The 19,202-nt window shown below is 73.1% G+C and carries 18 protein-coding genes; 10 read left to right on the forward strand and 8 right to left on the reverse strand.

Annotated elements, in window-relative coordinates; translation table 11 throughout:
* From O2V63_RS02415 to O2V63_RS02425, 3 genes are all read right to left on the reverse strand, one after another.
* The coding region (locus O2V63_RS02415; protein ID WP_442928978.1) for a flagellin N-terminal helical domain-containing protein at positions 1-473 on the reverse strand (473 nt) is incomplete at its 3' end.
* A 135-nt stretch (positions 474-608) separates the two neighbouring features.
* Positions 609-1,772, reverse strand: a complete 1,164-nt coding sequence (locus O2V63_RS02420; protein WP_269165975.1) for a flagellin N-terminal helical domain-containing protein — start codon at positions 1,770-1,772, stop codon at positions 609-611.
* A 134-nt stretch (positions 1,773-1,906) separates the two neighbouring features.
* Positions 1,907-2,830 carry a sigma-70 family RNA polymerase sigma factor gene (locus tag O2V63_RS02425; protein ID WP_269165976.1) on the reverse strand — a complete coding sequence of 308 codons (924 nt, stop codon included), beginning with the start codon at positions 2,828-2,830 and terminating at the stop codon, positions 1,907-1,909.
* 185 nt (positions 2,831-3,015) lie between these two features.
* Between O2V63_RS02425 and O2V63_RS02430 the strand changes: the two genes are divergently transcribed.
* The 8 genes from O2V63_RS02430 to O2V63_RS02465 all read left to right on the forward strand — a co-directional run bounded on the left by O2V63_RS02430 (position 3,016) and on the right by O2V63_RS02465 (position 9,481).
* Positions 3,016-3,504 (forward strand): flagellar protein FlgN, encoded by a 489-nt coding sequence (locus O2V63_RS02430; RefSeq protein ID WP_269165977.1) that lies wholly within the window; start codon positions 3,016-3,018, stop codon positions 3,502-3,504.
* Positions 3,501-4,934, forward strand: a complete 1,434-nt coding sequence (flgK, locus tag O2V63_RS02435; RefSeq protein WP_269165978.1) for a flagellar hook-associated protein FlgK — start codon at positions 3,501-3,503, stop codon at positions 4,932-4,934. Before O2V63_RS02430 ends, flgK begins: the two co-directional genes overlap by 4 nt.
* A gap of 4 nt (positions 4,935-4,938) precedes the next feature.
* Positions 4,939-5,850 (forward strand): flagellar hook-associated protein FlgL, encoded by a 912-nt coding sequence (flgL, locus tag O2V63_RS02440; RefSeq protein ID WP_269165979.1) that lies wholly within the window; start codon positions 4,939-4,941, stop codon positions 5,848-5,850.
* A 142-nt stretch (positions 5,851-5,992) separates the two neighbouring features.
* On the forward strand, positions 5,993-6,241 hold the full coding sequence (gene csrA, locus O2V63_RS02445) for a carbon storage regulator CsrA (RefSeq protein WP_269165980.1): 249 nt from the start codon (positions 5,993-5,995) through the stop codon (positions 6,239-6,241).
* A 142-nt stretch (positions 6,242-6,383) separates the two neighbouring features.
* Positions 6,384-6,977, forward strand: coding sequence for a hypothetical protein (locus tag O2V63_RS02450; protein ID WP_269165981.1), 594 nt, complete (start codon positions 6,384-6,386; stop codon positions 6,975-6,977).
* Positions 6,978-7,080: 103 nt separating this feature from the next.
* Positions 7,081-8,178 (forward strand): flagellar biosynthesis protein FliA, encoded by a 1,098-nt coding sequence (locus O2V63_RS02455; RefSeq protein WP_269165982.1) that lies wholly within the window; start codon positions 7,081-7,083, stop codon positions 8,176-8,178.
* A gap of 197 nt (positions 8,179-8,375) precedes the next feature.
* Positions 8,376-8,723, forward strand: a complete 348-nt coding sequence (locus O2V63_RS02460) for a hypothetical protein (protein ID WP_036332933.1) — start codon at positions 8,376-8,378, stop codon at positions 8,721-8,723.
* On the forward strand, positions 8,720-9,481 hold the full coding sequence (locus O2V63_RS02465) for a hypothetical protein (protein ID WP_269165983.1): 762 nt from the start codon (positions 8,720-8,722) through the stop codon (positions 9,479-9,481). The genes O2V63_RS02460 and O2V63_RS02465 overlap by 4 nt, the downstream gene beginning before the upstream one ends.
* Positions 9,482-9,503: 22 nt before the next feature.
* On the opposite strand, the gene O2V63_RS02470 is transcribed toward O2V63_RS02465, so the two are convergent.
* Together O2V63_RS02470 and O2V63_RS02475 are read right to left on the reverse strand one after the other, a co-directional pair.
* Positions 9,504-11,429 (reverse strand): NlpC/P60 family protein, encoded by a 1,926-nt coding sequence (locus O2V63_RS02470; protein ID WP_269165984.1) that lies wholly within the window; start codon positions 11,427-11,429, stop codon positions 9,504-9,506.
* Positions 11,430-11,626: 197 nt separating this feature from the next.
* A complete protein-coding gene (locus O2V63_RS02475) occupies positions 11,627-12,928 on the reverse strand; it encodes a citrate synthase (protein ID WP_269165985.1) in 1,302 nt (433 codons plus the stop codon).
* A gap of 279 nt (positions 12,929-13,207) precedes the next feature.
* Between O2V63_RS02475 and O2V63_RS02480 the strand changes: the two genes are divergently transcribed.
* On the forward strand, positions 13,208-13,846 hold the full coding sequence (locus O2V63_RS02480) for a PglD-related sugar-binding protein (protein ID WP_269165986.1): 639 nt from the start codon (positions 13,208-13,210) through the stop codon (positions 13,844-13,846).
* 107 nt (positions 13,847-13,953) lie between these two features.
* Here O2V63_RS02480 and O2V63_RS02485 read toward each other — a convergent pair whose 3' ends face one another.
* Complete coding sequence (locus tag O2V63_RS02485) at positions 13,954-15,246, reverse strand: DegT/DnrJ/EryC1/StrS family aminotransferase (RefSeq protein WP_269165987.1); 1,293 nt, start codon at positions 15,244-15,246, stop codon at positions 13,954-13,956.
* A 336-nt stretch (positions 15,247-15,582) separates the two neighbouring features.
* Positions 15,583-16,986, reverse strand: a complete 1,404-nt coding sequence (locus O2V63_RS02490; RefSeq protein ID WP_269165988.1) for a class II fumarate hydratase — start codon at positions 16,984-16,986, stop codon at positions 15,583-15,585.
* Between the two features lie 449 nt (positions 16,987-17,435).
* Between O2V63_RS02490 and O2V63_RS02495 the strand changes: the two genes are divergently transcribed.
* A complete protein-coding gene (locus O2V63_RS02495; RefSeq protein ID WP_269165989.1) occupies positions 17,436-18,110 on the forward strand; it encodes a DUF1707 SHOCT-like domain-containing protein in 675 nt (224 codons plus the stop codon).
* Between the two features lie 24 nt (positions 18,111-18,134).
* Here O2V63_RS02495 and glpX read toward each other — a convergent pair whose 3' ends face one another.
* The gene (gene glpX / locus O2V63_RS02500) at positions 18,135-19,190 is read right to left on the reverse strand and encodes a class II fructose-bisphosphatase (RefSeq protein WP_269165990.1); all 1,056 of its coding nucleotides are present in this window, start codon (positions 19,188-19,190) and stop codon (positions 18,135-18,137) included.
* Between the last annotated feature and the right edge of the window lie 12 nt (positions 19,191-19,202).

Below are 19,202 nucleotides of genomic sequence, written 5' to 3' on the forward strand. Positions count from 1 at the left end.
GAGATGGTCTCGCCCTTGTTGGCCCCGACCTGGAAGGTGCCCGAGTAGCTGCCGTCCAGCAGCGCCTTGCCGTTGAAGTTCGTGGTGTCGGCGATGCGGTTGAGCTCGGACTTCAGCTGGCCGATCTCGGACTGGATGTTCTTCTTGGCGTCGGCGTTGAGCCCACCGTCGTTGGAGGCCTGCACCGACAGGTCGCGCATGCGCTGGAGGATCTTGTGCGTCTCGGTGAGCGCACCTTCAGCGGTCTGCACGACCGAGATGCCGTCCTGGGTGTTGCGGACGGCGACCTTGAGGCCGCCGATCTGCGAGCGGAGGCCCTCGGAGATGGCCAGACCGGCAGCGTCGTCGGCGGCGCGGTTGATGCGGAAGCCGGAGGAGAGCTTCTCCAGCGACTTGCTCATCTGGCTGTCGGTGACCGACAGGTTGCGGTACGAGTTCAGCGCCGCGATGTTGTTGTTCACGGTCAGACCCATGGGGGTTCCTCCTTGGACGGGGTGACCGCGGCATCCGTGCCGCAGTCGTCGTACCCCTGTCAACGGAGCAGGTCGGCCGGTCCTTGAGGGCCACTCGGCGATGTCCCCCGTTCGGGTGGGTCAGCCGGTCCCGGGTCAGGCCAGCAGCTGCAGCACCCCGCGCGGGGACTGGTTCGCCTGGGCCAGCATGGCCGTACCGGCCTGGTTGAGGATCTGGGTCCGGCTGAAGGCGGTCATCTCCGTGGCCATGTCGGTGTCTCGGATCCGGCTCTCCGAGGCAGCGGTGTTGTCCAGCGCCGCGCCGAGCTTCGCGACGTTGTGCTCGAACCGGTTCTGCACCGCGCCCAGGTCTCCGCGGATGACCGACACCTGGCCGATCGCCGCGTCGATGGCGGCGATGGCGGACGAGGCGCCGGTCGCCGGGGTGAACCCGACGGTCACCGCCGCCAGCTCCTGCGCCGACGCCCCGGAGGGCGGGGCCGTGCCGGTGACGACCAGTCCCCCGGAGTTGGTCGCGGTGACCGCTCCGGCGCCGAAGGTCGCGGTCAGTGCGGCGTTCACCCGGTCCAGTCGCTGGGCGGCGGAGTCGGTGTCGCGGAACCGGATCGAGGCGAGGTCGAGGGTCCGGCCCCGGTAGGAGACGGCGCCGTCGAGTCGGTCGAAGTCCCCGCCGGTCAGGGTGGAGCTGCCCAGCGTCACCGCGGAGGGGCTGCCGGCCGAGGGCGCTGCCGAGGCCGTGCGGGCGGTGGTCCCGCCGTCCCGGGCGGTGACGTCGACACCGGCCACGCCGAGGGCGGCCGCTGAGGTGCCCGAGCGGACGTCGATGGCGAGGGTCTGCCCGACGTCGGCGCCGACCTGGAAGGTGCCGCGGTAGCTGCCGTCGAGCAGCCGTCGGCCGTTGAAGGACGTGGTGCCGGCGATCCGGTCGAGCTCGTCCCGCAGCTGGCCCATCTCGGCCTGCACCGCTGCGCGCGCGTCGGGGTCCAGCGCGCCGTCGTTGGCGGCCTGGACGGCGAGGTCGCGCATCCGGTGCAGCACGTCGTGCACCTCGGTCAGCGCGCCCTCGGCGGTCTGGAGCACCGAGATGCCGTCCCGGGTGTTGCGCAGCGCCACCTTGAGCCCGCCGATCTGGGCGCGCATCACCTCGGAGATCGCCAGGTTCGAGGCGTCGTCCGCGGCGCGGTTGATCCGCAGGCCGGAGGAGAGGCGCTCCACCGACGCGGTGAGCTGCCGGTCGGCGATGCCCAGACTGCGTCCGGCGTTCAGTCCGGCGATGTTGCTGTTGACGACCAGGCTCATGCGGACCCTCCGTGGACCGGGAACGAGAAGGACCCGCCGCAGCCGTGCGGCGGGATCGCTCTCTTCTACGGTCCGGTGGGTCGGGTCTCAACCCGAACGGGTGAGGTCCGCGGTGCGGATGTGACTCAGGTGGCTCAGGCGGGGAGGGCCGCCGCGCCACGTTCGGGGACCACCCAGTCGTGCCGGGCCCGACCCCGCGGCTGGGGCACCGGGAACGGGGGAGGGGTCGTCGTGGCCCGGCCGGCGGTCTGCCGGGCGGCGACCCGTTCGACGTAGGCGCGCTGCTGGTTGCGGGCACGCACCCCACCGTCGGCTGGGACGGCGGTGCCGTCCCAGATCTCGCTCATCGCGGCGTGCAGCAGGGTGAGGGCACGGGCCCGCATCTGCGAGACGCGGGAGAGGGTGACGCCGAGGGAGTCGGCGATGTCGGTGAGCGACTCGTCGCCGAAGAAGTTCCGCTCCACGACCTCGTCGAGCCGGTCGGGGAGGGCGCGGATCGCCTCGTGCAGGTGCCGGGCGCGCTCGCCGCGCAGCAGTGCGCGCTCCGGGGAGTCGCCGGTGTCGGGCAGGTCCAGGGACCCGCCCTCGGTGCCGGTCTCGGCGTCCATGCTGACCATCACCGCGCGGTGCACGTCGATCTGGAGCGAGTCCAGCTCCGAGCGCTGGACGCCCAGGTTGGAGGCCAGCTCCTCCTTCGTCGGCGGCCGGCCCAGGCTGATCGTCAGCGCGTCGGCCGCGGCGTCCGTGCGCCGCGCTGCGGCCCGGACCGAGCGGCTGGCCCAGTCGCCGGAGCGCAGCTCGTCGAGGACGGCGCCCTGCAGCCGCGGCAGTGCATAGGTGGCGAAGGTCGCGCCGGCGGCCGGGTCGAAGCGGCGGGCGACCTCGACCAGCGCGACGCTGGCACAGGAGAGCAGGTCGTCCCGGCTGACGTGGCTGGGCAGGGAGATGCGGGAGGCCACCGCGTTCACCGCGAACTGGGCCAGCGGCAGATGGGTGGTCACCATCGCGTCGACGTCGGCAGGGCGGCGCTCACTCACGGCGGGGCGGGCTGCGGTCACGCCCTCCTTCTCGGCTGACCGTGCACCGCGTGGCACCGCCATCGACACATTTCCCGCCGGCCTCGGCCCATCTCGGCTTGACCGGGCCCGGCCGGGTGCCGAAGTGGAGATCGACAGCGCCCGCCGGTCCCGGTGGGCGCCGGCCTGCACGACGGGCCGCACACGACGACGGAAAGGCGGCCGGCATGGACCACCAGCACCTGTCGACGTTGCTCTGGCGAGAGCAGGAACTGCTGGACCTCCTGCTCTTCAAGGCGGAGGAGAAGCAGTACCTGATCGTCACCGGCAAGAGCCGGTGGCTGGCCCGCATCGCCCACGAGATCGAGGTGGTCCTGGAACAGTTGCGGACCCTCGAGATCGAGCGGGCGGCGGCCACCGAGCAGATCGCCGGCCGACTGGGCCTGGAGGTCAACCCGTCGCTGCGCCAGCTCGCCGACTCGGCCCCCGCCCCGTGGGACGACCTCTACGCCAAGCACCACGAGGCACTGCTGCTCATGGTGGCCGAGCTGCGCGGGCTCTCCGACGCCAACAAGGAGCTCATCGAGAGCGGCCTGGCCGTCATCAACGACGCCCTGGCCACCAGCCAGCCGCCCACCGCAGCCGGCACGTACACCCAGACCGGCCGGGCTGCCGGCAACGCCCACCGCTCGGTCACGCTGGACGGTGCGATGTGAGCTCCTTCAGCGGCCTGAACACGGCGACGACGGCCCTCTGGGCGCAGCAGCGCGGGCTGGACGTCACCGGGCAGAACATCGCCAACGTCAACACCGCGGGCTACTCGCGTCAGCGAGCGGAGCTGCAGTCGATCGGTGGCAACGCCGTCCCGGCGATGTACGCGATCAGCAACCAGGTCGGCCAGGGCGTCGACGCCGACAAGGTGATCCGCATCCGGGACGCGTTCCTCGAGGGCAGGGCGCAGATCGAGTCCGCCTCCACCGCGCGGATGACCGCGCAGGACGCCACCCTCGCGCAGATCGAGCAGGCGTTCCGCGAGCCCGGCGAGACCGGCATCCAGGCCAAGCTCACCGCCGTCTTCACCGCGTGGGGCGACGTGGCCAACCACCCGACCGAGGACGGCGCCCGGACGGCCGTGCTGCAGAAGACCGCCACGCTCGTCGCGGAGCTGCACACCACGAGCAGCAACCTGGACAAGCAGTGGACCCAGACCCGCGACAGCCTGGACACGCTGACGCAGGACGTGAACGCCAAGACCCAGTCGATCGCCGACCTGAACCGGGCGATCAAGCGCGCGACCCAGGCCGGCCTGCCGGTCAACGAGCTGGCCGACAAGCGTGACGCCCTGGTGATGGACCTGGCCACCTCCATCGGTGCCACCTCCAGCCCCGGGGACGACGGGCAGGTGAACGTCTCCGTCGCCGGCGCGACGCTGGTCTCCGGCACCAACGCACTCGGGATCAGGGCCGTGGGCACCGCGGTCCCGGCCGAGGCCACGGCGACGGACCCCTCGTTCGTCACCGACCCGGGCGGCACCCGGCTCGCCCTCGGCGGCAAGGCGGGCGGTGCGCTGACGGCGCTGAGCCAGACGATCCCGAAGTACCAGCAGCAGCTGGACGTCGTGGCGCAGCAGCTGGCCGACCAGGTCAACGCCGTGCACGCCGGTCCGCCGCTTGCCTACGACAAGAACGGCGACCCGGGCGGGCCGATGTTCGGGTCCGGCACCGTGCCGGCCAAGCCGATCACGGCAGCCAACATCACCCTTCTGATCGACAAGCCGGACAAGCTCGCGGCCGCGGCGGTCGGGACGGTCCCGTTGGTGCCGGGGAAGGCATCGGCCGACGCCGGCAACGCCGCGAAGCTCGCCGCCATGGCGAAGGCGGACTCCGGCGTGGCCGTCGCCTACCGGCGGCTGATCGTCGACCTCGGCGTCGAGGCGTCGGTGGCCACGAGCAACCTGCAGACCCAGACGGTGGTCGCCGCGCAGGTGGACGCCTCCCGCGAGTCCGTCTCGGGGGTCAACCTCGACGAGGAGATGACGAACATGCTGCGGTTCCAGCACGCCTACTCCGCCGCCGCGCGGATGATCACCACCATCGACGAGACGCTCGACGTGCTGATCAACCGCACCGGCCGAGTGGGGCTGTGACCTGATGCGGATCACCCAGCGCGCACTCGCCGTCACCGCACTGCAGGGCCTCAACCGGAACCAGGAGGCCATCGCCAAGCTGCAGGCGCAGCTGACCTCCGGCAAGACGATCAACAAGCCCTCGGACGACCCGACCGGCACGAACGCCGCGATGCAGACCCGCCAGGAGCTCGCCGGCGCCGCGCAGTACGCCCGGAACATCAACGACGGGATCGGCCTGCTCGACGCAACCGACTCCGCCCTGCAGAACACCATCAAGCAGGTCCAGCGGGTGCGGGACCTGACGGTCAAGGGCCTCAACGACGGGTCGCTGTCCGAAGCGTCCCGGGTGGCCATCGCGACCGAGGTGGACGGTCTGCGGAAGAGCCTCATCGGACTGGCGAACACCACCGTGCAGGGCCGGCCGATCTTCGGTGGCCCCACCAGCGGCGCAACGGCGTACGACGTCGCCACGGGTGCGTACACCGGCTTCGGTGGGACCTCCGTGCCCGCGATGCCGGTGATCTCGATCAACCGGCAGGTGTCCGACGCGGACGCGATCCGGGTGGACCTCACGGGGCCGGAGGCCTTCGGGGACCCTGCCACCGGCGACCTGTTCACGCTCGTCGGCTCGATCGCCACCGATGTGGTGTCCGACCCGGCAGCCCTGGCGGGCCACCTCGGTGACCTTGACGTCGCCATCGATCGGCTGCTCAAGTCAGTGGCCGACATCGGCACGCGCACGACCCGGATCGAGACGGCGCAGCAGGTGAACATGGACCTGCAGCTGTCGCTGACCAGCCGGTCGGCGGCGATCGAGAACGTCGACCTGCCGAAGACGATCATGAACCTGCAGATGCAGCAGGTCGGCTACGAGGCCGCGCTGGGGGCCACCGCGAAGGCCATCCAGCCGTCTCTGCTGGACTTCCTGCGGTGACACCGCGGCAGGTGGCCCTTTCCCGGGGCCACCTGCCGAGAAAGCAGGTGCAGGGGGCGCCCACCCGGGTGGGCGCCCCCAGTCCCGCCGACCGGCGGGGCGATGCCACGGACGGCCCACACGAACCCATGGAGGGGTACCCATGCTCACTCTCACCCGCAGCGTCGGCGAGAGCATCCGGATCGGCGAGGACATCGAGGTCTACGTCGTCGAGGTCCGCGGCGGCACCGTGCGGCTGGGCTTCAAGGCCCCCCGCGAGGTGACGATCCACCGCGAAGAGGTCTACAAGCAGATCGCCGAGGCCCAGAGCCTGGCCGCCGAGGTCGCTGCGGACGCGCTGGGTGCCTTGTCGGCATTTGCGCCAGGTCCGGATCGGCCGACTGGCAAGTAGTGCCATGAGGTTGGTCGATACGGACCAATAACAGCTCACCTCAGCCGTCACAGTAGTCACAGGGCGGCGAGTCTCGCCGTCCGTGGCTCCGATCGTGCGCAAGTCTTCCCCCACAGCACCACGGTTACAGGGGGAGACGAACATGGAACTCAGCGCACTCGCATCGGGCCCGGCAGTCGACATCGAGCTGTCCGTCGACCTGCGCGTCGGGCCGTCCGGCTCCGACGGCCTGCGTCTGTGTGGTGCCGTCGACGGCTCCTCCGGCGAGCCGGCCACCGCGGGAGCGGACTGGTCGGAGACGGTCGTGGTGCACGTCCAGCTGCGTCCCCGCCGGTCGGCCACCCGCCGGTGCCTCGCCGCCCTCGCGGAGCTGGCCGCCCGGCACGACTCGGTGGCCTTCGCCCTGACCGGGCTCAGCGGCGACGACCGCGCCGTCCGGGTCACCGTCGGCGTCGAGCTCGGCCCGCGCGAGCTGATCGCGAAGTTCTCCGACCAGGCGCAGGCCGCCTACGCGTTCGTCGACGGGCTCTTCACCGACCTCTACGACTTCATGCCGGTGTACGTCGCCGAGCCGAACGAGGTCGAGCGTGCAGCCGCCGCCGGTGTGCTCGAGGCCGTCGAGAACCCCCGGCCGCGGGCGCCGCGGGTCCCGACCCCGCGCATCCCCTCGCCGCGCCGTCCCTCCGCTGACAGCGTCCACGCCCCCGCTCGCCGCGGGGTCCCCGCCCTCGTCTGAGGCCGGAGGTGGTCGGCCCACGAGGGCCGCGTCCCACCCGCTGCAGCAGCAACACCCAGGCACGCCCCACCCAGCCCGCCTGCACTTCCCCTCAGGAGGACCGGTGTCCCAGGACATGCTCACCGCCCAGCTCGCCACCGACCCCGCCCGCACCCGTGAACCGCTGGTCTTCGGTGGGCTCACCGAGGCCGAGGGCTGGGCACTGGCCCCGATCACCCCCCGCGACCGGGTGCACTTCCGCACCGACCGGGAGCTGCCCCTCACCGAGTTCCGGGCCGCCATGCCGGCCGGGGTCACGGTGACCTACGACGAGGGCGACGGCCTGTACCGGGTCGATGGCGACACCGGAACGGGCGAGGCGCTCGCCGGCCTGATCCGCGCCTGGTGCGCCGCCGAGGGCTACGCCACGGTCGGACTGCGGCCGGAGGCCGGCGTGCGCCGTCGGGCCCCCCGCGACCTGCCCGCCGCGTTCCTGGACGGCCTGTGCCGGCACTACTGCCGGGTCAGCCTCAAGCGCCTGCAGCGGAACATGAGCACGATCCGGCTCCACCTGCCCGACAACGACGACGTCGACCAGCAGGTCGCCGAGTGGGTGTTGAAGGCGGTCAGCCAGTACGACGAGACCAAGTCCGTCCCCTTCGGGGCCTTCCTGGCCACCCAGCTCTCCAAGTGGGTGCACGACCTGGGGCGCAACGCCTACGGCCGGACCGCCGCCGACACCGAGAACAAGCAGCAGAAGGCGGTCGCCGCCTTCACCGCGGAGAACCAGCGCCGGCCCAGCGAGAAGGAGCTGGCCGCCTACATGGGCCAGAGCGTGGCCACGCTGCGCCGCAACTCCCAGACCGTCGCCACCCTCAACGGCCTGCGCAACCTGCAGTCCCTGGACGGCGGTACCGACACGGTCGAGTTCGTGGTGCCCGACAGTGCCGAGGTGCCCGACGAGATCATGGGCGAGGCCGAGCAGAGCCTGCTGTCGCACGCCCTGACCGCCGCGTGCGCCCCCGACCCGACCGCCCGCCGGGACCAGCGCGCGGCGCAGCCGAACGTGCTGGGCTGGGCGACCTGGTACCTGACCACCTGGGGCGGGCAGACGAAGACCCAGCTGTCGGCCGACCTGGGGACGTCGGTGCGCAACATGAACGTGCACGCCGACCGCGCCGAGAAGGCCCTCAAGGAGCGGCTCACCGAGCTCGGCGGCTGAGCTCCGCCAGGCGCTCCGCACGTGCGGCGGACCGGTGTCCGGGAACTGGCCAGAGCGGGCGGAAAAGGTTGCGATCCGGGTCCATCGGGCCTCTCACCTGCCGATATCCAAGTCGTGACCGCGCCGGAGCCCCCTCGCCACAGTGCGGGGGACGGTCCTCCAGTCGGGTCCGGAGCCCGTCGTCCGGCGGTGGGGGAGTGAGCGGTCCGCCCGCCGGGGACCCGGCCCAGGCGGTGCTCGTCCCGCACTGGTTGAGCAGCCCGGACCGGCTCGAGGTCGAGCGAGCCGTGCAGGCCGCGCTCGACGGAGGGCCGCTGCACCCGGTGGTCGCCGTCCACCTGGGCGAGGTGCTCACCGAACTGCACGTGGCCGCTGCCCGCGAGGTCGTCTGGCCCGCGCCCACCGCGCGCGTCCGCCGGGCCACCGGCTGGTCGGACGACGTGGTCCCGGTGCGGCTGTCCGCCGTCGAGCTGGCGAGTGTGTTGTCCCTGCCCGGTCTGCCGACCGTGGCCCGAGAAGCCCTGACCGGAGGACGCAGCGCATGACCGGAGCGCTCTTCGGCACCCCGGGCGGTCTCCTCCAGCGACTGAACCGGGCCGAGGTCCGGGTGACCGACGTGCGGGCCGCCGTGGAGCTGTTGGTCGACCGGGGGGTCGACCCGGACCTGGAGCTCGGCGTCACCGACGGCGCGGGCCGCGGCCCGATGCTGGTGCTGGTGGACACCGGTCGCCGCACCCGCGTGCTGCTCGCCGAGCTCGCCGAGCAGATGACCCGGGCCCGGGTGCCCGTCGCGGCCGAGTCGGTCGCCACCGCGCTGGACGCCTGGCTCGCGCGCCGCCCGGTGCCCGACCCGATCGCGCTGGCCGCCGGCATCGCCGTCCTGGACTGGTCCGACGCCCGGCAGACCGCGCTCGGCTGGCGGGTGGTGGTCGCGCGGAACCAACTGGTCGTGCCCTGGCGGCCGTCCCGCACCGCGTCCCTGCCCCTGGTCCACCAGGGGCGCTCGGCTGCGCTGGGCCGGGCCGCCGTCGTCCGGACCGCGCTGCGGGTCGAGGGTCCGCTGGGTCTGTGGACCTCGGCCGGCGTGCCGGGCGTGGACACCGCGGTCCTGGTCCGCCCCGAGGAGCTGCTCGTCGAGATGGCCGCCGCCGGCCTGCGGCTGCACGACATGCACGTCGTGGTCACCCCCGGCCGGCCGGTCGCCTGTGCGGACGCCGCCGTGGCGCGCCGGCTGGTGGCCGAGGCGACCGACGCCTGCGCGATCCTGCCGTGGCGGGAGCTCGCCGACCTCGGCTGGGTCTGACCCGCCGCGCCCTCTCGGCCGATCAGCTCAGGACGCCGTACTCCCAGTGCCACGGCTCGGGGTTCTGCCCGCGCGCCTGGGCCCAGTCCGGTTGCCGCCACCCGTAGTGCCCGGCGTTGAGCTGCATCCACGCCGTCTGCGCGGTGCCGAACCGGTTGATGCCGCCGCACAGGTCGACCGCCAGGGCCCAGCCGTGGTTCGAGGTGCCCGGCACCGCGGTGATCCCCGGCTTCCGGTGGTGGACGTCGACCTGCGCGCCCAGGGAGCGGTAGGAGTCGGTGATGCACAGCGGGGTGCCGAAGGTCTGCGCGTAGGCCGCGGCCATGGCCTGGTAGGCGGCCGCCGCGTCACAGCGCAACCGGTGCCCGCTGCTGATCGAGCAGAGCTGGTCGGCCGGGATCTGCCCGTTGGCCCAGCCGCCCCACGCGCCGGTCGCCGGCCCGGGCGTGCTCCCCGGGGCGGGCAGCGGTGCGCTGCACGTCGCCGGGACGGGGCCGGTGACCGGCAGCGGTGCGAGCGTGGACGGCGGCACGGTCACCCGGACGGCGGTGCTCAGGTCGGCCAGCTCGCGCACTGCCACCTGCCGGCGGTCGGCGGAGGCGGAGAGCACGCTCGTGCCGCCCAGGTACAGGCCGACGTCGTCCAGGCCGCTGCGCGGGTCGGTGCGGAACACCAGGTCGCCGACCTGGAGCTGTCCGGCCGGGACGGGGGTGCCCTGGGCCCACTGGCCGGGCAGGTCGCCGGGCAGGCCGATGCCGCCCTGCGCCCATGCCGTGGCGGTGAGCCCACCGCAGTCGTAGCCGTCGGGCCCGTGCTGCCCGACCAGGTAGGGCCTGCCGAGCTGGGCGAAGGCGGCGCTGACCGCGGCGACGGTCTCGGCGGGGAGCACGGTCAGCGTGCCGCCGGCGGCGTAGGTGGTGGCCGTGCCGGGCACCGGCGCACCCGCGGCGTCGCGCAGCGGGGCCAGCCCGGCCGGCAGTGCGCCCGGGTCGGTCAGGGTCGCGGCGGGGGGCGGGGTGACCCCGGCCGCGGCCAGCCGTCCCAGGTAGTCCTGCCATCCGGTCAGCGCGGTGGCGTTGCGGGCCTGCTGGTCGGCAGCGGCGGCGCTGGTCGAGAGCGCAGCCCATCGGGCGCTGACGGTCGGGTCGAGGTCGGCGACGATCTCCCGGACCTCGATGAGCACCTCGGCGGCCCGGCTGCGCGCCTGGGCCGCGGCCGCGTCGGCCGCGGCGGCGGTGTCGGTGTGCTGCGCCGCCTGCACGGCGGCCAGCGCGGCCCGGGCGACCGAGGCGTCCTGCTGCTCGGTCAGCTGCTCGGCCAGGCCCTGCGCATGCAGGACGTCGGGCGTCGAGCCGGGGGAGTGCAGGGAGAGCTGCGCCAGCGGCCAGCGCTCGTCCGGGCTGCGCCGGTAGGCGGCGGCGGCATGGGTGCCCACGGCAGCGCGGTCGGCGGCGACGACGGCCAGCGCGGCCGCGCCGTCGTCCCGGGCCTGCTGCGCCTGGGCGGTGAGGCTCTCGGCCTCGGACAGTGCGGCCCGGTGGCGGGCGGCGGCGTCGGCGAGGGTCGCGGCGGTGGCCTCGGCCTCGCTGGCGACGGCGGCCGGTGCGGAAACCTGGCCGGCCTCGGTGGGCGGCTGGGCGGTGACGGCCAGGACGCCGATCAGGGCCAGGGTGGCGCCGCTGACGACGGCCAGGCGGTGCCACCAGCGCTGGGCGGCACCGGGGGTGCGGGTGCGCCGCGGTGCGGGGCGGCGATTGCTGGGTGCCGGACGGCGGCCGGCCGGGGTACGAGGGGCGGGCTTCCTCCCCGCGGGCTGCCGGACCGGCGCCTTCCGGGTGGCGGGCTTCCTGGTGGATGGCTTCCGGGCGGGTGGCTTCCGGGTGGACCGGCCGGTGGCGGACTGCGCACGGGGCCGCGGCGCAGGAGCTTGCGCGCGTGGTGCGGGCACCGTCGTCCCCCCAGCTGCGTCGGATCGGCCCGGCCGCCAGGCGGCGTCCGGTGTCCTGATCCCATCGACGTGCCCCCCGGGGTGGTGGAGGTCCCTCACCGGTTCGGGGGGGTGCAGCTCACCCCTCGGGGGGAGACGACGAGGCCCCGCCGTCCAGGTGGACGGCGGGGCCTCGGGCGGTGCGGGTGGTCTCTCGGCTAGCGGTTGGCGATCTCCACGAAGGAGCGCTCGGCCGGGCCGGTGTAGACCTGGCGCGGACGGCCGATCTTCGTGGCCGGGTCCTCGATCATCTCCCGCCACTGGGCGATCCAGCCCGGCAGCCGGCCGATGGCGAAGAGCACGGTGAACATCCGGGTCGGGAAGCCCATCGCCCGGTAGATGAGGCCGGTGTAGAAGTCGACGTTCGGGTAGAGCTTGCGCTCGACGAAGTAGTCGTCGGAGAGGGCGATCTCCTCGAGCTGGCGGGCCAGGTCGAGCAGCTCGTTGTTGCCGCCCAGCTTGTCCAGCACCGTGTCGGCGGTCGCCTTCACCAGGGCCGCGCGCGGGTCGTAGTTCTTGTAGACCCGGTGCCCGAAGCCCATCAGCTTGACGCCGGGCTCCTTGTCCTTGACCCGGGCGACGAAGCGGTCGATGTCGCCGCCATCGGCCTTGATGCCCTCCAGCATCTCCAGCACCGACTGGTTCGCCCCGCCGTGCAGCGGGCCGAACAGCGCGTTGATGCCGGCCGAGACCGACGCGAAGAGGTTGGCCTGCGAGGAGCCGACGAGCCGGACGGTCGAGGTCGAGCAGTTCTGCTCGTGGTCGGCGTGCAGGACGAAGAGCATGTCCAGTGCCTTGACCAGCTCCGGGTCGGCCTCGTACGGCTCGGCCGGGAACCCGAAGGTCATCCGCAGGAAGTTCTCCACCAGGCCCAGCGAGTTGTCCGGGTAGAGGAACGGCTGCCCGACCGACTTCTTGTAGGCGTAGGCGGCGATGGTGGGGAGCTTGGCCAGCAGCCGCAGCGTGGAGATCTCCACCTGCTTGGAGTCGAACGGGTCCAGCGAGTCCTGGTAGAAGGTCGACAGCGCGCTGACGGCCGAGGAGAGGACCGGCATCGGGTGCGCGTCGCGGGGGAAGCCGCCGAAGAACTGCTTGAGGTCCTCGTGCAGCAGGGTGTGCCGCCGGATGCCCTGGTCGAACTCCGCCAGCTGGTCGGCCGTCGGCAGCTCGCCGTAGATCAGCAGGTAGGAGACCTCGAGGAAGCTGGCCTTGCCGGCCAGCTGGTCGATCGGGTAACCGCGGTACCGCAGGATCCCCTCGTCACCGTCGATGTAGGTGATCTCCGAGGTGCAGGACGCGGTGTTCACGAACCCGATGTCCAGGGCGACCTGGCCGGTGGTCGCCAGCAGCTTGCTGGTGTCGATGCCCTCGGCGCCCTCGGTGGAGGGGATCACCCGCAGGGGCAGTTCCCCACCGGGCCAGCGCAGTGCTACGTCTGGGGTGCTCGCTGTCTCGCTCATCAGGTCTGCACGCTACTGCTTTCCCCACCGGATGCGCGCGGCGGCTCGACCGGCGCATCCGGCGGAGGGGTCCGGTCTGGAGGTCCGGGTCCCCGGGCGTGGTCCTGGTGCCAGGTGGCACCGCGCCGGACGGGGGCCGGCCACGGCTCGCGCAGCAGCAGTTCCGGCGACTCGTCCGTCGGCGCAGAGGGGGGCCCGGGCACGCGAGTCGGGATCGTCCAGGATGTGCACCGGACCGCTCGCGCGGCGGGCGACGACCGACGACGGTGGGGGTGGGCTGTGCAACGGCTGGTCGTGATGGGTGCCGGTGGGCACGCGCGCGAGGTGCTCGACGTCCTGGGGTCCATGCCCGACGGGCCGTCCCGCGAGCGGACGGTCGTCTTCGCCGAGGCCGGGACGACGACCGACGCGGCGGCGGCCCTGGTCCGGGAACGGGGTCACACGCTGGTCGACGCCCTCCCGGCGGACGCCACGCACTACCTGCCGGCCGTGGGCGACCCGGCGCTCCGGGGGCGGCTCGTGGCCCTGGCCGAGAGCCGGGGCCTGCTGCCGACGCAGGCGGTGAGCCCGCTGAGCACCGTCCCGGACGCGCTCCGGGACGTACCGGGCCTGGTGGCCTTCCCCCGAAGCCACATCAGCACCAATGTGTCGCTCGGCCGCCACTGCCACCTCAACACGGGCTGCCAGGTGAGCCACGACGGGTGGCTCGGCGACCGGGTGACTCTCGGACCGGGGACACTGCTCGCCGGCGCGGTCACGGTCGAGGACGACGCGTACCTCGGGATCGGTGTCGTCGTCCTGCCCGGTCGCCGGATCGGCCGAGGAGCCGTCGTGGGGGCAGGCGCGGTGGTCGTCCGCGACGTGGCGCCCAGGACGACGGTCGCGGGGAACCCCGCTCGCCCGCTCGGAGGAGGCTGAGCCCTCCCTCGCGGCCCCGCTCCGGGGCCGCGGTGTCGCTCGGGTCACGGCAGACGGCAGGCCGGATGACCCCTGGTACCGGGCGACCCCGGTACCAGGGGTCGGGGCTACGGACGCACGACCCCGGACGGGTCCGTCCCGGCGTGGCCCACCAGGCTCTCGGTGCGCGCCGCCCGCCGGGGCCCCGGGACCCCGGCCGAGGGGGACGCGGCCGCGACGGCCAGCGCTGCCCGCGCCGTGCGGCGCTCGGCGCCCCGGGCCACCGGCGTGACGGTCGCCCGCACCAGGTCGCGGATCCGTTCCAGCGACGACGCGCCGATGTCGTTGGCCATCGGCAGGCCGATGATCCGCTGGGACAGGGACTCGGTGACCGGCAGGGCACCAGCCCGCCGGGAGGACGCGAGCGCCGGGAGCTTGTGCATCGGCGGCTCGAAGTACGCGCGGACCTCGATCCGGGCGTCGTGCGCCCGCTGCAGCAACAGGTCGCGGGCAGCTGCGGTGGGCAGCGCGACCGGCATGAACTGGAACGTGGAACCTGCGGAGCCGGCCTGGAAGGCGACGCCGGTGGACTCCAGCTCGTCCCGCAACCACGCGGCAGCCGCGCGCCGGTGCGCCAGCACGTCGTCGAAGCGGTCGAGGACGGCGAGACCCACGGCCGCGGTCAGCTCGGGCATCTTCCCGTTGATGCCGAGGTGCCCGGTCACCGAGCGGTTCGGGTCGAAGCCGAAGTTGATCAGCTGGCCCACTGCCTCGAGCACGTCGGCGGAGCGGGAGGTGACGAGCCCGCCCTCGCCGATCGCGAAGGGCTTGGTGGCGTGGAAGCTGAAGACCTCGATGTCACCCTGGTCACCGAGGAGGCGGCCGTCGTCGTCGACGGCACCGAACCCGGCCGCGGAGTCGACGACGACCGGCACGCCCAGGTCGCGCGCGACGGCGGCCAGCGACGCCCGACGCGCCTGGCTGGGGGCAGTGCCGAAGGTGGAGCACTGCAGCACGCCGGCGAGTGAACCGCGCAGTTCCCGCAGTCGGGCGAGTGACTCCTCGGAGGGCTGCCAGTCATCGGGGTCGATGTCGATGAACACCGGCTCGAAACCCGCCCAGACCACCGCGTTGACGCTGGCGACGAACGTGAACGACGGAACCGCGACCAGGCGTCGCTCGCCCTCCGGGCTGCCGAGGCAGGCGCGCAGCGCCACCATCAGCCCGGACGTCGCGTTGTTCACCGCGACCCCGGGGTGCTCGAGCCCCAGCCGGTCGGCGCACGCGCGCTCCAACCGGGCGACGCACGGGCCGCCGTTGGAGAACCAGCGCATCCGCTCGGACTCGGCGAACCAGGGCTCGACCTCACGGAGGCTGGGCAGCGAAGGTGCCTGGAAACGAATCAGCTCGTGCGCGTCCATCGTGTGCGCTCCTCCCGTGACAGGGCCCGCCCGCGTGGCTGCCCGTGGCGTCCGCAGACGGTCCCGGTGCACCCGGCTGGGGTGCTGTGGGAGCGCTCCGACCACACGGGCCGGTCGGTGGAGAGTGCCCCGGGTGGGGTCTGCTCCGGGCCGACTCCGGACAAGGAGCATCGTCACTCGCCCGAAGTGCTCGCGCCCGACGACGCGCCGCTGTTGTCGGACTACTCGGCGTAACCTGCGTCGCACGGGTGTCACTGCGCCCCACGAGTCACAGCCGCCCCGGCCGCCCCAGGGCGGTGCGGCCGGGGAGAGCGGGGCCCGGGGAGCGGAGCCGGGTCAGGGGTGGGTCATGGACAGCACGTCGAGGGCGGCGTCCAGCTGCTCCTCGGTGAGCTTCCCCTGCTCCACGTAGCCGCGCTCCACCACGACCTGGCGGATGGTCTTCTGCTCGGCCAGCGACTGCTTGGCGACCTTGGCCGCCTCCTCGTAGCCGATGTACTTGTTCAGCGGCGTGACGATCGAGGGGGAGGACTCGGCGTAGGTGCGGCACTGCTCGACGTTGGCGGTGACCCCGTCGACGCAGCGGTCGGCCAGCAGCCGGCTGACGTTGGCCAGCAGCCGGATCGACTCCAGCACGTTGCGGGCCATCAGCGGCAGCGTCACGTTGAGCTCGAAGACGCCGGTGGTGCCTGCGTAGGTGACGGCGGCGTCGTTGCCGATCACCTGCGCACCCACCTGGATCACCGCCTCGGGGATCACCGGGTTCACCTTGCCCGGCATGATCGAGCTGCCCGGCTGAAGGTCGGGCAGGGCGATCTCGCCCAGGCCGGTGCGCGGGCCCGAGCCCATCCAGCGGAGGTCATTGGCGATCTTGATCAGGCCGACGGCGATCGTCTTGAGCTGACCGGACCCCTCGACCAGGGCGTCCCGGGAGCTCTGCGCCTCGAAGTGGTCACGGGCCTCCGACAGCGGCAGGTCCAGCTCGCCGGCCAGGCGCTCGATGATCGCGGCGGCGAATCCGGGCGGGGTGTTGATGCCGGTGCCGACGGCGGTGCCGCCCAGCGGGAGCTCACCGATCCGGGGGAGCGAGGCGTGCAGCCGCTCGATGCCGTAGCGGACGGCGGCCGCGTAACCGCCGAACTCCTGGCCCAGAGTGACCGGGGTGGCGTCCATCAGGTGGGTGCGGCCGCTCTTGACGACCTCGGCGAACTCGGTGGCCTTGCGCTCCAGGGAGCCGGCCAGGTGCTCCAGCGCGGGCACCAGGTCGCGCACGATGGCGCCGGTCGCCGCGACGTGGATGGCGGAGGGGAAGACGTCGTTGGACGACTGCGAGGCGTTGACGTGGTCGTTCGGGTGCACCGGCGAGCCGAGGGACTCGGTGGCCAGGGTGGCGATGACCTCGTTGGTGTTCATGTTGCTCGACGTGCCGGACCCGGTCTGGAAGACGTCGATCGGGAAGTGCGCGTCCCAGTCGCCCCGGGCGACGGTCGCCGCCGCCTCGGTGACGGCGTCGGCGACGTCCTGCGGCAGCACGCCGAGAGAGGCGTTCACCCCGGCGGCGGCACCCTTGATCGCCGCCAGCGCACCGATCAGCTCGCGCTCGATGGGCGTGCCGGAGATCGGGAAGTTCTCCACGGCCCGCTGGGTCTGGGCGCGCCACTTCGCCCACGAGGGGACGCGGACCTCCCCCATGGAGTCGTGCTCGATGCGGTACTCCCCGCCGTCTGTCTCGGTGGCCACGCTGCGCTCCCCGGGTGTGATGTGTGCTGATGGTCCTGCGGGAGCGACCCTAGACACCACGGGCGGGCGCCTGCTCCGGAGACCTCGTGTGCACTACGGGCTGGTCACGTCATCGGCAGATGCCGCGTTCGGCGTGACCGGACACGGAGACGGGTCATGACGATGGGCCGACAGCCCGAGCGACTGCTGAGCCGGAGCCACCCGGACGCCGCCGGGTCGCTGCCCTGCTGACGTCGGCCGGTCGTCGTCTTCCGGCGTGCTCGCTCGGATGCGCACGATCGACGGCCGGGTCTTCGACGGCTTGGCCGGCCTCTCGTTGATCGACTCGGCCAGCGTGGGCGTGATGACACCTGTGGGGGTCGTCAGCTGGTCGGACCCCTGGCCTGCTGGAGGAGGTCGCCGCTGTGCGAGTCGCTCCCGATGAGCTGACCGTGCCCTAAGGTCCGCCCATGAACTCGGAGTCCCTCCCCAGCGGCCGGTCGGAGACTCCGCCGCTCACCGCCACCGTCCGGGCCTCCGACGCCGAGCGCGAGGCGGTGGTGACCCGGCTGCAGGCCGCCCTCGGCGAGGGTCGGATCAGCGTGGACGAGTTCACCCAGCGGGCCGACGTCGCCTACGCCGCGGTGACGACGGCCGACCTCGACCAGCTGCTCGCCGACCTCCCCGCCCCGGCGACGGCCGTCCCGGCGGTCGGGGAGATCGTCGGCGAGCGGACGACGGGCACGATCGCCACCGTCTTCGGGGACGTGAAGCTGACCGCGACCACCAGCGTGCCGGAGCGGGCGAGCACCGTCTTCGGCGACGTCCGCATCGACCTCCGCGGCCTGCGCACCTCGGAGGAGGTGGTGGCGCTGCAGCTGGGCACGGTCTTCGGCGACGTCGAGGTCATCGTCAGCGAGGGCGTCGCCGCCGAGATCGAGGGGTGGACCGTCTTCGGTGACCGCAAGACCGAGCTCGCGCCGGTGCCTCGACTCCCGGGCACCCCGCGCGTCCTCGTCCGGGGCTGGACCGTCTTCGGTGACCTGAAGCTGCGCAGCCTGGCGCCGGGGGAGTCGCCCAGCCGGTGGCGCGCCGTCCTGGACCGGCTGGCCGAGCGCCGGTCGGCCCCGCCGCCCGGCTCCTGAGCCGGGGCGGCGGGGGCCGACGGCTCAGGACTCGTCGTCGCCGAAGGGGACGGCCGAGTACTCGTTGAGCTTCTGCAGCGAGTGCAGGCTCTCGATCGAGCGGATGGTGCCCGAGCGGGAGCGCATCACCAGCGACTGGGTGGTGGCCCCGCCGGCGCGGTACTGCACCCCGCGGAGCAGCTCGCCATCGGTGATGCCGGTGGCGACGAAGAACACGTCGCCGCGGACCAGGTCGTCGATCGCCAGCACGCGGTCCAGGTCGTGTCCCGCGTCCAGTGCCCGCTGCCGCTCGGCGTCGTCCTTGGGCCACAGCCGACCCTGCAGCGCACCGCCCATGCACTTCAGGGCGCAGGCGGTGATGATCCCCTCCGGGGTGCCGCCGATGCCCATGAGCAGGTCGACGCCGGTGCCCTCGCGGGCTGCGGCGATCGCGCCGGCGACGTCGCCGTCGGTGATGAACTTGATCCGGGCGCCGGCCTCGCGCACCTCGCGGACCAACGTCTCGTGCCGCGGCCGGTCCAGGATGCAGACGGTCACGTCGCCCACCGAGCTGCGCTTGGCCTTCGCCACCCTGCGGACGTTCTCCGCCACCGGTGCGGTGATGTCGACGACGTCGGCGGCAGCCGGGCCCGTGGCGATCTTGTCCATGTAGAAGACGGCGGACGGGTCGTACATCGCCCCCCGGTCGGCCACCGCCATCACCGCGATCGCGTTGGGCATGCCCTTGGCCATCAGCGTCGTACCGTCGATCGGGTCCACCGCGACGTCGTAGTCGTTGCCCCAGCCGTCGCCGACGTGCTCGCCGTTGTAGAGCATCGGGGCCTCGTCCTTCTCGCCCTCCCCGATCACCACGACGCCGCGCATGTGCACCGTGCCGATGAGCGCGCGCATCGCGTCGACCGCGGCGCCGTCGCCACCGTTCTTGTCACCCCTGCCGACCCACCGGCCGGCGGCCAGCGCGGCGGCCTCGGTGACCCGGACCAGTTCCAGGGCCAGGTTGCGGTCCGGGGCCGGTCGGTCGGCGCGCAGGGTGGAGGCCGGCCTGGCCTGCAGCGGGCCGTCGGGCAGGGGAAGGGACACAGGACCTCCTGA

Origin of the sequence: Modestobacter sp. VKM Ac-2977, from assembly GCF_026968045.1 — a bacterium.
Taxonomy (GTDB): domain Bacteria; phylum Actinomycetota; class Actinomycetes; order Mycobacteriales; family Geodermatophilaceae; genus Modestobacter.

What these genes read in the sequence shown, in the direction of transcription:
- O2V63_RS02465 (WP_269165983.1), top strand. Translation starts at nt 8,720, where the DNA reads ATGACCGGAGCGCTCTTCGGCACCCCGGGCGGTCTCCTCCAGCGACTG.
- O2V63_RS02475 (WP_269165985.1), bottom strand. Translation starts at nt 12,928, where the DNA reads ATGAGCGAGACAGCGAGCACCCCAGACGTAGCACTGCGCTGGCCCGGT.
- O2V63_RS02420 (WP_269165975.1), bottom strand. Translation starts at nt 1,772, where the DNA reads ATGAGCCTGGTCGTCAACAGCAACATCGCCGGACTGAACGCCGGACGC.
- O2V63_RS02495 (WP_269165989.1), top strand. Translation starts at nt 17,436, where the DNA reads ATGAACTCGGAGTCCCTCCCCAGCGGCCGGTCGGAGACTCCGCCGCTC.
- flgL (WP_269165979.1), top strand. Translation starts at nt 4,939, where the DNA reads ATGCGGATCACCCAGCGCGCACTCGCCGTCACCGCACTGCAGGGCCTC.
- O2V63_RS02430 (WP_269165977.1), top strand. Translation starts at nt 3,016, where the DNA reads ATGGACCACCAGCACCTGTCGACGTTGCTCTGGCGAGAGCAGGAACTG.
- csrA (WP_269165980.1), top strand. Translation starts at nt 5,993, where the DNA reads ATGCTCACTCTCACCCGCAGCGTCGGCGAGAGCATCCGGATCGGCGAG.
- O2V63_RS02450 (WP_269165981.1), top strand. Translation starts at nt 6,384, where the DNA reads ATGGAACTCAGCGCACTCGCATCGGGCCCGGCAGTCGACATCGAGCTG.
- O2V63_RS02485 (WP_269165987.1), bottom strand. Translation starts at nt 15,246, where the DNA reads ATGGACGCGCACGAGCTGATTCGTTTCCAGGCACCTTCGCTGCCCAGC.